Source organism: Streptococcus oralis subsp. dentisani (genome assembly GCF_002096685.1).
GTDB classification, from domain to species: Bacteria; Bacillota; Bacilli; order Lactobacillales; family Streptococcaceae; genus Streptococcus; species Streptococcus oralis_AD.
The window spans coordinates 221,178-236,222 of sequence record NZ_NCVA01000040.1 but is presented as its reverse complement, the minus strand read 5'-3'; the positions used below and the strand labels follow the sequence as shown (position 1 = coordinate 236,222).

At 41.4% G+C, this 15,045-nt stretch carries 15 protein-coding genes; 3 read left to right on the top strand and 12 right to left on the bottom strand.

What is annotated here, in order from left to right:
* Position 1: 1 nt before the first annotated feature.
* The 3 genes from B7705_RS05705 to glmS all read right to left on the bottom strand — a co-directional run bounded on the left by B7705_RS05705 (position 2) and on the right by glmS (position 3,258).
* Complete coding sequence (locus B7705_RS05705) at positions 2-205, bottom strand: hypothetical protein (protein WP_084948370.1); 204 nt, start codon at positions 203-205, stop codon at positions 2-4.
* Positions 206-216: 11 nt separating this feature from the next.
* Positions 217-1,221: a uroporphyrinogen decarboxylase family protein gene (locus B7705_RS05700; protein WP_084948369.1), complete on the bottom strand. Its 1,005-nt coding sequence runs from the start codon at positions 1,219-1,221 to the stop codon at positions 217-219.
* 228 nt (positions 1,222-1,449) lie between these two features.
* Positions 1,450-3,258: a glutamine--fructose-6-phosphate transaminase (isomerizing) gene (glmS, locus tag B7705_RS05695; protein WP_084948367.1), complete on the bottom strand. Its 1,809-nt coding sequence runs from the start codon at positions 3,256-3,258 to the stop codon at positions 1,450-1,452.
* A 215-nt stretch (positions 3,259-3,473) separates the two neighbouring features.
* Between glmS and B7705_RS05690 the strand changes: the two genes are divergently transcribed.
* A complete protein-coding gene (locus B7705_RS05690; protein WP_084945738.1) occupies positions 3,474-3,887 on the top strand; it encodes an EamA family transporter in 414 nt (137 codons plus the stop codon).
* A gap of 261 nt (positions 3,888-4,148) precedes the next feature.
* Here the strand turns inward: B7705_RS05690 and B7705_RS05685 are convergent, their stop codons facing one another.
* The 5 genes from B7705_RS05685 to B7705_RS05665 all read right to left on the bottom strand — a co-directional run bounded on the left by B7705_RS05685 (position 4,149) and on the right by B7705_RS05665 (position 10,371).
* A complete protein-coding gene (locus tag B7705_RS05685; RefSeq protein WP_000862851.1) occupies positions 4,149-5,153 on the bottom strand; it encodes a sugar transferase in 1,005 nt (334 codons plus the stop codon).
* Between the two features lie 333 nt (positions 5,154-5,486).
* The gene (locus B7705_RS05680) at positions 5,487-6,059 is read right to left on the bottom strand and encodes a nucleotidyltransferase family protein (protein WP_001098870.1); all 573 of its coding nucleotides are present in this window, start codon (positions 6,057-6,059) and stop codon (positions 5,487-5,489) included.
* Positions 6,040-7,038, bottom strand: a complete 999-nt coding sequence (gene ruvB, locus B7705_RS05675; RefSeq protein WP_080978824.1) for a Holliday junction branch migration DNA helicase RuvB — start codon at positions 7,036-7,038, stop codon at positions 6,040-6,042. The genes B7705_RS05680 and ruvB overlap by 20 nt, the downstream gene beginning before the upstream one ends.
* A gap of 287 nt (positions 7,039-7,325) precedes the next feature.
* Positions 7,326-9,737, bottom strand: coding sequence for a flavocytochrome c (locus tag B7705_RS05670; protein WP_084948365.1), 2,412 nt, complete (start codon positions 9,735-9,737; stop codon positions 7,326-7,328).
* A gap of 25 nt (positions 9,738-9,762) precedes the next feature.
* Positions 9,763-10,371 (bottom strand): NADPH-dependent FMN reductase, encoded by a 609-nt coding sequence (locus B7705_RS05665; RefSeq protein ID WP_084948364.1) that lies wholly within the window; start codon positions 10,369-10,371, stop codon positions 9,763-9,765.
* 219 nt (positions 10,372-10,590) lie between these two features.
* On the opposite strand from B7705_RS05665, the gene B7705_RS05660 reads away from it, so the two are divergent.
* Together B7705_RS05660 and B7705_RS05655 are read left to right on the top strand one after the other, a co-directional pair.
* Entirely contained in the window at positions 10,591-11,790 is a 1,200-nt protein-coding gene (locus B7705_RS05660; protein WP_084948362.1) for an L-lactate MFS transporter, read from the top strand.
* A gap of 75 nt (positions 11,791-11,865) precedes the next feature.
* Complete coding sequence (locus tag B7705_RS05655; RefSeq protein ID WP_084948360.1) at positions 11,866-12,744, top strand: AraC family transcriptional regulator; 879 nt, start codon at positions 11,866-11,868, stop codon at positions 12,742-12,744.
* A gap of 190 nt (positions 12,745-12,934) precedes the next feature.
* Here B7705_RS05655 and B7705_RS05650 read toward each other — a convergent pair whose 3' ends face one another.
* The 4 genes from B7705_RS05650 to B7705_RS05635 all read right to left on the bottom strand — a co-directional run bounded on the left by B7705_RS05650 (position 12,935) and on the right by B7705_RS05635 (position 15,036).
* Positions 12,935-13,351 (bottom strand): GNAT family N-acetyltransferase, encoded by a 417-nt coding sequence (locus B7705_RS05650; RefSeq protein ID WP_084948359.1) that lies wholly within the window; start codon positions 13,349-13,351, stop codon positions 12,935-12,937.
* 11 nt (positions 13,352-13,362) lie between these two features.
* On the bottom strand, positions 13,363-14,058 hold the full coding sequence (locus B7705_RS05645) for a GNAT family N-acetyltransferase (RefSeq protein ID WP_084948357.1): 696 nt from the start codon (positions 14,056-14,058) through the stop codon (positions 13,363-13,365).
* A gap of 93 nt (positions 14,059-14,151) precedes the next feature.
* Positions 14,152-14,571, bottom strand: a complete 420-nt coding sequence (locus B7705_RS05640; protein WP_000825486.1) for a DUF3021 domain-containing protein — start codon at positions 14,569-14,571, stop codon at positions 14,152-14,154.
* 9 nt (positions 14,572-14,580) lie between these two features.
* Positions 14,581-15,036: a LytTR family DNA-binding domain-containing protein gene (locus B7705_RS05635; protein WP_000701938.1), complete on the bottom strand. Its 456-nt coding sequence runs from the start codon at positions 15,034-15,036 to the stop codon at positions 14,581-14,583.
* Between the last annotated feature and the right edge of the window lie 9 nt (positions 15,037-15,045).

The window sequence follows — 15,045 nt, the reverse complement described above, 5'->3', positions numbered from 1 at the left end:
CTTATTCTCCATTTCTTACTTTTTCAACTAATAAACTACTTGCGATATCATTCGAGCGTAGAAAGTGGAGACTGGATTTGGAAAAATCCTGAACTCCACGACATCTCTCTCCATTTTTGCAGTGCCCATTTTTTAAGACGCTTATGGCAACCAAGGCCAGCAAACCGACAACTGCAATGAAGATGCCCCATCTTTTACTTTTCATAGCTCCTCCTTTTAGAGAACAGCTGCCTGCCGAATCCAGTCCAACCTCTCTAAGTCAAAGTCATCTGGAACAGTACAGTCAGCTCCCAGAAGAACGCCTTTACTACCCGCTTCAGCCAGCAACCGCCTTGTTTCATTTTGCAATTCCGCCTTGGAACCTTGATAAAGCAAGCTTTTCTTGCCATTTTCAAATCCACCTAAAACGGCCTTACCTGAGAACAACTCTTGCCCCTGTGTCAAACTAACGTCCTCATGGTGGGTCGCCCAGTTGACCACTTGAGCTGGATAATCCTTAAATATCGTCACATCATTGCTCGCACCTTCAAATCCACAGATATGGAGGATATTGGTCCCACTAACCTGATTGGCTGCCTCCAAAACTGCTATATTGCTCGGTTCGATATAGGTTTGATAGAGCGCTGGAGTGATGCGCCCATCTTGAATTTCCTGGGTACTGAGGTAAATCCCGTCAACACCGCCTTGCTGGATGATTTTCTGAGTTAGGATAGCAATATCTCTTGCAATCACATCTAGAATCGCTCTGAATTGCTCAGGATTTTCAAGCAATAGATCAGCCACTTCCCTATCTCCCCGTGAGGTTTCTGTACGGAACCAGCGCTTGAGGTAGGAGATAGGCGAAAAGATATTGTAGAAAGAAGCAGTCTCTTCGGTAAAGGTCTCTCGAATCGCTTGTACCACTTCCACCTGTTGCTGAATCCATGGGTGTTCCTCACCAATCGACTCAATAGAAGTCAGCTCCTGAATGCTTGCAATCTTAGGACTATAGACATTACTTGGATAAAGGAAAAAACCGTCGCTCATAATTTTGACAAAATCAGGACGAATCCTTTCCACATAGTTGCGATGCCCATCAACACTCTTTTGAAAGATACGTGGATTATTTAATCCCTGCCCCTTTTCTTCGAGTGTTACAAAATGAAACCAAAATCCCACAGGAACTCTTTCCACTTCATCGCCTCGAATCGCTCTAAAGACTAAGTCTCTTTTACTTGCCATACCTCTCTCCTTCCATTTGGATTGAAACCATCTTACCACTCCTTTTCCCCTTTTCCCAATATATATTGACTATCAACTCGATTAGAAATTTTTATATCTATAAAGAAAAACACCTTAGAAATCCCTTTAAATCAGGTTTTCTAAGGTGTTTATACTCATTGTTTTCAAATGATGTTCTCTACGATATGAAATTTTTATAAGCTTGATAAGAATTATTTATACTCAGTCTTATTCCACAGTTACTGACTTAGCAAGGTTACGTGGTTTGTCCACATCAAGGCCACGGTGGAGTGTTGCAAAGTAAGCGACCAATTGCGTTGGTACGACCATTGAGATTGGTGAGAGGTAAGGGTGTACGGTCGTAAGGACGATGTCGTCTGTGTCTTTGGCAACATTTTCTTCTGCGATGGTGAGAACCTTGGCACCACGGGCTGCGACCTCTTGGATATTTCCACGAGTGTGGTTGGCAAGGACTGGATCTGACAAGAGGGCCAAAACAGGCGTTCCTTCTTCAATCAAGGCAATGGTTCCATGCTTGAGTTCTCCCGCCGCAAAACCTTCACATTGGATGTAAGAAATCTCTTTGAGTTTGAGACTAGCTTCCATGGCTACGTAGTAGTCTTGACCACGTCCGATGTAAAAGGCGTTGCGAGTTGTTTCAAGAAGTTCACGAACCTTGGCATCAATGGTTTCTTTCTCAGAAAGAGTTGATTCGATAGACTGAGCTACGATAGACAACTCACGAATCAGATCAAAGACTTGTGCTTTAGCATTGCCATTTGCTTCACCGACTGCTTTTGCAAGGAAGGCAAGAGCTGCGATTTGCGCTGTATAAGCCTTGGTTGATGCTACGGCAATTTCAGGTCCCGCGTGAAGGAGCATGGTATGGTTGGCTTCGCGTGAAAGGGTTGAACCTGGCACGTTTGTCACTGTCAAGCTTGGGATGCCTAACTCATTGGCCTTGACCAAAACTTGACGGCTGTCAGCTGTTTCACCAGATTGGCTGATAAAGATAAAGAGTGGTTTTTGGCTGAGAAGTGGCATACCATAGCCCCACTCAGATGAGATTCCAAGTTCCACTGGCGTATCCGTCAATTCTTCCAACATCTTCTTAGAAGCAAATCCTGCATGGTAAGAAGTTCCAGCCGCAAGGATGTAGATGCGGTCAGCGTCTTGAACAGCCTTGATGATAGCTGGATCAACCACTACTTGACCCGCCTCATCTGTGTAGGCTTGGATGAGTTTACGCATAACTGTTGGTTGCTCGTCAATTTCCTTGAGCATGTAGTAAGGATAAGTTCCCTTACCGATATCTGACAAGTCTAGCTCCGCAGTATAGCTAGCACGCTCACGGCGATTGCCATCATAGTCTTGAACTTCGACGCTATCAGCCTTGACGATTACCAACTCTTGGTCATGGATTTCCATGTATTGGTTGGTTTCACGAATCATAGCCATAGCATCTGAGCAGACCATGTTATAGCCTTCCCCAAGACCAATCAAAAGTGGTGATTTATTTTTCGCCACATAGATAACATCTGGATTTTCAGAGTCAATCAAGGCAAAGGCATAAGAACCACGAATGATGTGAAGGGCTTTTTTGAAGGCTTCAAGAACTGAGAAACCATCTTCTTCAACAAATTTACCAATCAAGTGAACGGCGATTTCCGTATCTGTTTGCCCCTTGAAGTGGTGACCTGCAAGGTATTCTTCCTTGATCTCAAGGTAGTTTTCAATCACCCCATTGTGTACCAAGACAAAACGTCCTGTCTCAGAGCGATGTGGGTGAGCATTGTCCTCAGTTGGTTTCCCGTGAGTCGCCCAACGCGTATGTCCGATACCAGTCGTTCCCTCAACACCAGCTGTCTTAGCAGACAATTCAGCGATACGACCGACAGCTTTGACTAGATGATTTTCAGCACCACCTAGAACAAAAATCCCCGCAGAATCATAACCACGGTATTCGAGCTTTTCAAGCCCTTGAATCAAAATATCAGTTGCATTTGTGTTTCCAACAACACCAACAATTCCACACATAGTATATACGACACAGACCAGCTGTGCTTTCCCCTTAAATTGGTATAGTCTGATTTTCCTTTTACAGAACCAGCAAAGACAGTATATACTTGTTTTTCTCACTTGTCAAGCATAAAAATTGGTATAGCTTTTTAAAATGCCATCAGAGCAAGATTTCACTTGAGAACTGACAAGTAGGATTCGATTACTTATAATAGAGAGAGGAGGTAGTTACCATGTGGTTTTTCTTCGCACTTTTATCTGCTGTCTTTGCAGCCTTAACTTCTATTTTAGCCAAGATTGGGATTGAGGGAGTTCCGTCCAATCTAGCAACAGCCATTCGTACGGTCGTCGTCATCCTTATGGCTTGGGCCATGGTTTTCTTGACCAATAGTCAGACTGAGCTTGTCAACATCAGTAGAAAAAGTTGGCTCTTTCTCATCCTGTCTGGTTTGGCAACAGGCGCCTCCTGGCTCTCCTACTACAAGGCCTTGCAGATGGGCAATGCGACTGAGGTATCTGCTGTCGATAAATTCAGTCTCGTCATTACACTCGTTTTAGCCTTTTTCTTTCTACAGGATGTCCTGACGTTTAAAACAATCATTGGCTGTATACTGATTACGATTGGGACCTTGGTGATGATTTTGTAATCCTCTCCCCCTCCCTATATGACCTCCCCAAAAAAGTTAGATAGTTTTGGGGTGTTTTGTTACGTCTAAATTTATAAGTAGAGGAAATCAGCTTCAAGCGTCTAGCAAAAAGGAGAGAACCAAATTGGTTCCCTCCAAGATGTGGTTTTTCATCATCCCACTACACAGTTGACAAAAAACTAATTATCCCAAGTGGCTAACTTCGACTTGAAATTTTGCCTTTCCAAATCTGAATGTGGTAAACCGATGACTGACTTTTGACTAATCTAAGAGCATCATAGAATCAATAAACAATTTCTTTGTGAAATAACCATTTTTAATTAAGTAAGCTGTATATTTTGCTCTTGTGACCATTTGATCATACTCTTCTTCCGTACATTCCTGAACCACGCGGCTAGCTTCTTCCAAACTAGATACGACAAAGCCCAAACCTTTCTCACGGATATAGTCCACATTAGAAAGATAGTCTGGCACAACCACAGGAATACCTGCGGCCAGATAAGTTGTCAACTTATAAGAAACATTTTCTTTGTAGTAGTCACGCTCTTCCGCAGGATTTTCAGAATTTCCCCATACTAGGCCAAAGCCTCCTCCTTTAGACAACTCCAACAATAATTCCTGCTGAGTTCGCCACCCCTCAAGATGGACTTTGGAATAATCTACTCCCTCTGCTCTCGTAGCATAAACATGAAGAGGGGTACTGTGTTTCCAGTCAACAATATGTGGAAAACGAGATGGGTCTCCTGAGAAGATTAATTTTTTCTCAAATTTTGGAGTATAGAGTTCCAAACCATGGGGAAGATCCCAGAGTGTTTGAACAACGTAGTTCTTGACGGTTAATCCTTCTGAAACGAGTTTCTGGTACATTTGTTCGGATGGTACTACCACCACATCACACTTGTTGTACATGTCAATGTGGGCCTTCATAAGATAATAATTGCTCTCAAACATTAGTGGCTGAACATCATGGATAAACATCACCATTTTTACATGAGAAAGCTTTAACTTTTCTACCAAGTGATTGTCCCATTCAACACTATTCCATGAAGGAGATTGGAAAAAAACGACATCTCCATAAGATACCCCCGCGACAATTCCATCCATCCGCGAGTTCAGTTCTTCCCACGGTTCATGGCTTGCATCATAAAAATATATCCCCAGTTCGTTAACTCCAAAGTCTCGAACAATTTTCATGACATTGTTCTGCGCCATCAAGGCAACACTCGTTGATGCTTGCCCAAATAAATTTGTGAAATGTACTTTCATTGTTTTCTAAATCCTCGTCTCAGTAATTTCTCTAAACATTGTATCATAATTTACGACTTTTCAAAAGCGTTTACATGCCAATTTTCAAGCTCAAGTTAGTTACTTGGGATAATTTTCCAGGAGTCTTATCTTCCAAGAACAATAAGGATAGCCTTAATAGACGTTTTTCTCACTCAATCTCACAAATTCGGTATCTTTGTTAGCTATGATAGATTGAATGAGTTGTTCCTGTTGAGTATATAATTTTTTGCATCTTTAGATTTCTCTGCTCATCTTGTGATGATTACAAACTCACATATAGAATTCTTATGCGATCAAGTCACCAACTTCTTTTCAGAGATTCGAGAAAGTGAGATTTTTCCATTTTTCTTGCCAATTTTTCTTGGATAAGCGTTCTTGATAGAGCTTCATTCGGTCTTCATTATCTAAGAAGTGAGGAGTCGGGTGAACTTGAAACTTTAAAATATCCTCGAGTCCATAGGGCACGAAGAGCTCTAAAGTTGCATCAGCATGCAAGCGAAGTCCTACCGCCGTACAGCGCTCGGGATACTTAACCATCGCATCACAGGAGCTGATATAGGGCGCCGTGTGGGGACTGTGCAGATGCATATAGACCTGATTTTTCAACTCCCACTGATACTGGGGGAAATCTTCTCTCAGCTTGTTCTCTAGGGATACTGTTTCCTCATAAGAAACATCTGGATCAAAGAAAATCACATCCACATCCGTTTCACGGTCAAAAGGGGATTTGTCTGACAAGAGATTCCAAATAAAATTCCTGACAGAACCTGCTGCTAACCACGAGTCTTTCAAGCCAAGGTTACGGATGATGGTTAAGATTTTCATCAAATCTGGATTTTCTCTGAAAGCCTCTAGAATTTCGTGCTCATTTTTCACTGTATTCATAACCTAAATGCTCATATGCTTTAGCTGTTGCAACCCGTCCAGACCGTGTCCGCATGATAAATCCTTTTTGGATCAGGTAGGGTTCGTACATGTCTTCGACCGTCTCACGCTCCTCGGCAATATTAACAGAGAGGGTTCCTAGACCGACAGGACCACCACCGTACATCTCAATCATGGTACGAAGGATTTTTTGGTCCACATAGTCCAAACCTTCATGGTCAACATCTAGCATGGTCAAGGCCTTATCCGTAATCACATCATCAATCAAGCCATCACCCATAATCTGTGCAAAGTCGCGCACGCGCTTAAGGAGACGATTGGCGATACGAGGAGTTCCTCGACTGCGTAAGGCCAGCTCAGCGGCTGCCTCATGGGTGATTTCCATCTCAAAAATATCTGCCGTTCGCTCGACAATTTCTGTCAAGTCAGCATGGGCATAGTATTCCATATGACCTGTAATCCCAAAACGTGCCCGTAGAGGATTTGAAAGCATCCCCGCCCTTGTCGTTGCACCAATCAAGGTAAAAGGTGGCAAGTCCAAATGGACACTGCGACTGCCCTCACCAGCCCCAATCATGATGTCAATGTAAAAATCCTCCATAGCACTATAAAGCACCTCTTCCACCGACATAGGCAGGCGATGAATCTCGTCTATAAAGAGGACGTCTCCAGGCTCCAAATCATTCAAAATCGCTACCAAGTCACCCGCTTTTTCAATGACAGGACCAGACGTTTGCTTGAGATTGACACCTAATTCGTTAGCAATGACAAAGGCCATGGTCGTTTTCCCCAAACCTGGAGGCCCAAATAAGAGTACATGATCCAGCGCTTCATCCCGCATTTTGGCAGCTTCGATAAAAATTTGCAGCTGATCCTTGACCTTATCCTGCCCAATATATTCACGTAAATACTGAGGACGGAGCGTACGTTCTACTAACTCCTCGTCCCCCATGATTTCATTGTCTAAAATTCTACTCATGGTTCTATTATATCAAAAATCCAAGCTACAAACAAAAAAGCCACCTGATTGGGTGGCCTCTTTAGGGAGATTATTATGAAAAAGAAAAGTTTAGGATTTCATTAAATAAAGGGTACTCAATGAAAATCGAAATCAGACTAGGCAGATAGACGCAAGCATAACTATAGTTAGCTAAGTCGACTCTAACGAAGGTTGATGAGATTTTCGAAGAGTATTAGGAGGTCTTTATTTAATGATTATATAATACACGAGGAGACTTAAAATTCCCTTAATTTTTAAATCAATCACTAACAATTTTCTTTAACAGCTGTTTGACCTGCAATACGTCCAAAAGTAAAGATATCCGTAAGCGAATTTCCTCCTAGACGGTTACCTGCATGGAGTCCACCTGCGACTTCTCCGGCAGCATACAAACCAGGGATAATCTGACCGTTTTCATTCAAAACGTGTGTTGAAGTATCAATCTTGAGTCCACCCATTGTATGGTGAACGGCTGGTTTTCTCGGTGTTGCGTAAAATGGTGCAACCTCACACTTGAGATCAAAACTACCTTTATTAAATTCAGGATCAAAACCTGCATCTACATAGGAATTGTAATTCTTAATCGTTTCCACTAGAACTTGTGGATCCACACCAATCTGAACCGCCAACTCTTCTATCGTATCTGCACGATAGAGAGTACCTGCTTTGACTTGGGCATCGATTTTTTCTTGGCTAGTATTGTAGGCAGTTTCCTTGATACGTTCATCTGCAATTAGATAGAACAAGCCTCCATTATCAATCGCCGCTTGAGATAGCTTGTCTCGGCTACCGTACTCATCTACAAAGCGCTTCCCTTCAGTATTTACCATGATGAAGTTTGCTGGAGGAACTTGAAGTCCTGAGAAAAGAGCTCCTGTCACTGGATCGGATACTGGCATCATTTGACTAAAGCCCATACCCACTAAATCTGCACCTACACTTTGCCCTAAAAGAATACCATCTCCTGTTACAGCTGGTGTATTAGATGTAGCAATATCATCTGCAATTTCAGTCCAGTAGGTATTGTATTTTTGTAGCATCTTTGTATTGGCACCAAATCCTCCAGAAGCTAGAACAACGGCATCTGCATTGACAATGATGGTTTGACCGTTTCGACCTTCTGCTCTGACACCCTTGACAGCCCCGTCTTTTACAAGCAATTCTTTAACTGGAGAGTCAGTCAAGATCTTGCCACCATGCTCTAGAACATATTTTTGTAGGACAGATATAAAGGCATACCCCATTGGTTGAACCGGCTTATGGCCACGACGCCAAAGGGCTCCAACTGGCATTGTCACTTCGCTACGAACAAATTCAACGCCAATGTCTTCCAACCAACGAACAGACTCTAGAGCCCGCTCAGTTAGGACAGATACTAAATCATACTGGCCATGAATTTCATTTCCTTGTAAATCTTTTCGTTTTCCACCGATATAGGTTTGGATACGGTAAAGTAAGGTAGAATCAAACAAATAGCTCGGGTCCTGCAAATACTGTTCAACCTCAACTTTCAAGGCTCTAAAGTCCTCTAAATATTCTGGATCAATCGTTGATTCATCTGTCGCAATCAATTCTTGAAGCGTATGTGCCTCACCTGGATGAGCTGCGAAGGTTCCTTGCCATGCTGGATCTGGTGCATTCATTGGACCACCTGCACGAACAGTATTTCCTCCAATTGCTGGGAATTTCTCAACAATAATCGGCTTCTTACCCGCTTGTAAGACTGCAGCAGCCGCAGCTAAACCAGCTCCTCCACCTCCGACGATGACAACGTCTGCCTGATAGGTCTTATCTTCTTTATCTAAGGCAGATGGCGCTTTTGAACGCTTGCGTAAAACATCTGGATTTGCACCAGCTTGTTTGACTGCACGCGCAACTCCATCTAAAACACCATTTGAAGTCACAGAAGCTCCTGACACCGCATCAACATTTAATGTTTGCCCCTCAATGATTTCTGCTGGAATACGGGTAAAGACGACATCTGCGATTCCTGAAGATTCTCCAGAAGAATCGATTTCAATTTTTTCAATACGGTCCTCAGAAACCGTTACATCCATCGGTAATTTACCATTATGGCCTTCAGTTGTAACATGGTAAGTCCCCGGTTCAAAGCGAACTTCTTCAGGAAGGTTTAGTTGGTTTGCAATAGATACAAAGCGAAGGAAGCGATAAAAACAACTATCTAGGAAATCAACGGTTCGCTCATCAATCAAATCTCCATTGTCATCAAACGCTCGATGCGCTCGACCAAGTAAAAACTCACTACCTGGCATAACTGTTGCATTTACCCCAGGAGCATCCAGAATCTGACGAAGATGAAGTTGGGCACGTGAGGAACCTTGAATATCGTAAGAAGCTCCGACAATCATTGTCGGCTTTCCGTCTAGTGGATGAATGTTAAAAGACAACCACTCGAGCAAGCTATTCAAACTTGATGGAATCGTATGATTGTGCTCGGGTGTCGAGATAATGACACCATCAGCTTCTGAAATAGCTTGATTAAACTTCTGAATAATAGGTGTATCTGTTTGATCATCTGTTTCATTGAACATTGGTACATCTGTTATTTCTAAAATCTCAATATCCGCTTTCTGAGCAAAATGTCTTTTCATAAATTGCAAGAGGTTGCGATTATAGGATTTTTTTGCATTAGTCCCAACAATAGCTACTAATTTCATGGATTGTTCTCCTTTCTTGAAATACTTATGCTTTCAACCATTCTTCCCAAATGAAAGATTTCTTACGATTTGTATCTTCTGGTTTGACTAAAGCTTTTGTTAATTCAACAAAATTTTGAAACTCTGAAAAATGTTCTTCTAGTTCTGCAACCTTTTCAGGATTGTTCAAATGACACTCCTCATCTAGGACTTGCTCAGAATGACCTAGAAAGAACTCTGTACCCGGCATAACTCTTGCTTTAAGCTCCGGCGCATCTAAAATCTGACGTAAATGTGCCTGCGCTCTAGATGTTCCTAGCAAACCGAGAGAAGCACCAACAATCATAGTTGGTTTGTTAACCAAAGCACGACTGGTATAAGCAATCCACTCCAAAGCAGAGGCCAAAGGTGCTGGTATCGTGTGGTCGTACTCAGGTGTTGAAATAATCACACCATCTGCGGCAAGAATTTTTTCTGAAAAAGCTTGAACTTCAGCTGGCGTTTGCTTGTCCTCAGGTTCGTTAAATGCTGGCAATTGTTTGATTTCCAATACCTCAATGTCGGCTTTATCCGAAAAGTGCTTTTGCATAAATTTCAAGAGTTTCCGATTGGTTGAGCGATCTGAATTGGTTCCAACGATAGCAACTAGTTTCATCTTGGTACCCCTTTCATTTATTTAATCTACTTTTATTATACTACTTTAGAAAATCTTGTAAATCCTTGATAATAAAAGACAGTGTTATTCTATCAGTTTATCGTACTTTAGTATAAGTTCGTGAAAAAATTAACAAAACATCTTCGTTAACTATTGACCATCTTACTTAACTATGATATAGTCTTGGTGAAAAAATATACATTTAAGGAGGATGTTTTTATGAAAGAGACATTCAATCGTTGGCGGATTTTAGTCGCGTCTACAGCCATTCTTCTTTGCACAGGTGCCGTCTATTCCTTTTCTGTTTTCGCCGGACCACTTAGCAGTTCAACAGGCTGGTCCATGTCTGATATTATGTTAGCATTTGCTATCAACTCTGCAATCGGCCCTATCCCCATGATTCTAGGAGGTTATTTAGTTGACAAAGGTTATGTAAAATGGACTATCTCCCTAGGCGCTCTCCTATTTGCTAGCGGATTTTACTTAACCGGCTATGCCAATTCACCAGCCATGCTTTATTTGACTTATGGATTAATGGCTGGACTTGGTCAAGGTTTTGCCTATTCGGGTGCCCTCTCCAATTCACTTCGTCTCTTCCCTGATAAACGTGGCTTAGCCTCTGGAATTCTGACAGGCGGCATGGGATTTGCCGCAGTCATCGCTTCTCCAGTCGCAAGCAATCTCATTCAACAACAAGATGCCTTCTTTGCTTTTCGTACCATTGGGCTAGTCTATATTGTTGTTATCATCTGTGCAATTTTCTTTATCAAGGCGGCTCCAAGCGGCTACCAACCAGCAGGCTGGAAAGCTCCTATCCCAACCAAGCAAGGAGCTACTAATAAAAACTGGAAACAAATGCTACAAAGTCCTCTGTTTTACATTATCATTAGCATGTTCTTTGTCGGCGCCTTTTCTGGTTTGATGATTGCCTCTCAAGCATCACCAATCGGTCAATCAATGTTTGGACTCTCTGCAGGTACTGCAGCTCTCTATGTCTCTCTTTATTCAATCGCAAACTCTAGTGGCCGTTTTATCTGGGGATCACTTTCTGATAAAATTGGCCGTTCAAAGACCTTATTAATTATCTACTCTGTCATTGTCCTAGCTTTATTTTCCCTAACTATCGTCCCTGGTCAATTCGGGTTTACCTTAGGAATTATAGGACTTGGTATCTGCTTTGGTGGTGTTATGGGGGTCTTCCCATCTATCGTCATGGAAAATTACGGTCCTGCAAATCAAGGGGTCAACTACGGTATAGTCTTCACTGGATATTCTTTAGCAGCATTTTTCGCTCCAAAAGTCGCAGTTCAAATGGCAATGGCTAATGATGGAAATTATAGTGTAGCTTTTTATGTGGCTATTGCTTTGGCCTTCATTGGACTTATGCTTACTATTTTTTATATGAAAAAGAAAGCTTAAAACTCGAAAACTTCCTAGATAAGGAAGTTTTTTTGGTATAATAAAAGTAGTAATAGTGTATTGGGAGGATTTACCATGGCAGACCGTTCACATTTCTTACGAGATAACCCATCTGACTTCCCATATGATTTTGAAAAACAAATCCTATCCAAGCAATCTTCTAATACAATTTACCATTGGCATCCTGAACTCGAGATAATCTATGTCAAAAAAGGAACTGCTACCTTCTATATCAACTCTGAGCGCTTTGAAAGTCATGAAGGTGATATTTTTCTAATTCAGCCAACGTCTCCTCACGCTATCTACCCTATTGAAAATCAAGAACAAATTTCTACAGTTTTTCGTATCCATTTAGATTTCCTAGGTAGAAGTCAAATTGACAGCTTTAGCCAACGCTATATCCAACCCCTTCACTCTGGTCACTTTTGCCTTACTCCTCAAATATCACCAGGCGATAAGGCCTATGATCAAATTCAATCCTGCCTTCTTTCCCTCTTTTCTATACTTGAAGAAAAAGGCATATACTACGACCTACTCATAAAATCTAAACTATACGAATTGCTTCATCTTCTCTTTAAGTATAGATACGTCAATCGACACTATACAGATGATACCTACCAAAAATACCAAAAACTAAAAGAAGTGATTTGCTACCTTGAACAGCATTACTCAGAACCCATTCATATCGAGCAACTAGCTGCAACATTTGGATATAGTAAAAATCACTTTATGAGTATTTTCAAGCAACATACTGGAGCCAGTTGTATGGACTACCTGCTCCAGTTACGTCTTGAGAAATCCTGTGAGAAACTCGTCCAAACCAACCTCAGTATTCAAGAAATTGCAAGCCAGGTCGGTTTCACCAACCTTTCAAACTTCAACCGTCAATTTAAGCAGCACTATCACTTAACACCTAGACAGTATCGAAATCAACAACTTAAAAAGAAAACATGATTCTTTCTCCTTAGTCTTTCTCTAAGGAGTTTTTTCAAACAAAAAAGCCACCTGATTGGGTGGCCTCTTTAGGGAGATTATTATGAAAAAGAAAGGATTAGGATTTCATTAAATAAAGTTAGGAGGTCTTTATTTAATAACTATATGATACAAGAGGATACTTAAACTTTACTTAAGAAAAAATATTTTTTTATCTTTTTCGATCCACCCAAATCATTCCTGTACAGTCATAAGTAGATAAGGTTTCAAATCCCAGAGATCGATAGAATCCCAAGGTTTTTTCTGTCTGATCGGTCACTAGTTGGACTTGATAGGCATCTTTGAAGTCACCTAAAGCCTCTTTCATCAAGTTGCTACCAATCTCTTGGCGCTGATAGCTAGGCAAAACGATCAAATCCTGGACAAAAATCGATGAAAAACCATCTCCGACTAAACGGACCAAGCCCACCACGGCATCACCATCAAGTGCCAGATAAATTGCTAAGGAGTGAGACAAGGCTTTCTTCAACATCTGAGGTTGATGTGTATAATTTGTCCATCCAACTGCCTGATAGAGATGCAAAACATCCTCTAGCTTAACAATTTCTTGCCTTCTAATAGTCATCATCTCAATACCTCTCAGAATTCTCTCAAGCTCTTGTACTGCCGTCCATTTTTATCAAAATTTTCAGGAGCCAGCCATGCTTCCAAACGAGCTTTAACTTGAGGCCAGTCCTTATCAATCATAGAGAGCCAATCCGTATCACGTGTACGTCCCTTATAAACGACTGCCTGACGGAAGGTCCCTTCATAGACAAAGCCCAAACGTTCCGCAGCTCGTCTTGATGGCAGATTTAGAGCATCGCATTTCCACTCATAGCGACGATAGTTAATCTCCTCAAAAACATAGCGAGCTAGGAGATATTGAGCCTCTGTCCCTATACGTGTTCCCCTGAGTTCTGTAGAAAAAGTGACAGCTCCCACTTCTATTACTCGGTTATTCTGGTCAATACGCATGAGAGAAAAAGTCCCCAAAGCCTTACCAGTTGCCTTGTCTATAATCGCATAGTAAAAACGGTCCTTACGAGCTAACATCTGATTTAAGACGGTAACCAGTTCCTCCATATCTGCCACCGGCTCCTGAAAGAGGTAGGTCCACATCTCCCGAGGTGTATCTGGACCATAAACAGTTAGCAAATCCTCCGCATGCTTTTCCACTGAAAGAGCCTCTATCCGAGCATAACGCCCTTCTAAGAAATCAATAGCAGGCAATTCACCAGATGTATAACCTTCCATTGACTCACCAATCATCTGACCATATTCATTTACTGGCATCGTTTTTCTCCTTGTTTTACGCTGAGAATACTATATCATAATTTGCTCTATATGGAAACTAGCACTCTCCTCAAACCTCATCCACTCACTACATTAGTGATTCGTTTTCTTTCTTTTATCTTCTAAGGCTTGATTAATTCGTTGGGTGAGCTTGTGAGTTTGCCAGATCTGGTACAACCATATCAGTCCATAAATTAATAAGAAAAAGAACCACAGCAAGGGACTCAACAATGCCGAACCCCAGCCAAAAAATAGGTAGGTCAATACTAAAATAGTAGCTGTCGCTAACAAATGAACTCCTACACGCATACTATAAGCAAGAAACTCTAGCCTTTCAAGGATTAAGGTCAATACCCCCATAATTCCACTCATCAAAAACAAAGCTAGAATATTTTTTGTCGTTGGTGCAGGATAGGTAATACCTGAATAAAACTGCGCCAATAACACCAAACTCAAATAAACAAAGGAGGCCGTCCGCATTCCCGATACAAAATAAGCAATCAATCGCTTCATGATTTTCTCCTATAAACCTAGATAATCCATTAAGGACTTAACGTATTTCCGACTCACACTCGATTTGATACCCCGAGTCATTTTAGCCATCATGTTCCCTGAAAAGCTATCCGATAATGACTCTAAATGGTCAATGTTTATAACTGAATGACGTGATATCTGTATAAAGTTACGTCGATTAATTCGATTCTGAAAGTTTGTCAATGTTTCCTTAGTTTTATAAATCCCATCTACCGTATAAATGGTCAACAAATTCTTATCGATATCTGCTAGAATAAGATCCTCAATTTTCACCATAACCAGATGATCATCCGTTCGAATAGGAATGACCACCTGATTAGTCGTTGAAAATTGTTCTAAATACTCCATGACTTCTCTTGCTTGGTCAGTTAACTGAGCTGCCTGAATTAAAATGTGTGGGTCTTTTTCTGAAAACTCTGTCTTCATTTCAAAACGAATCTTCATTTTCTCTCC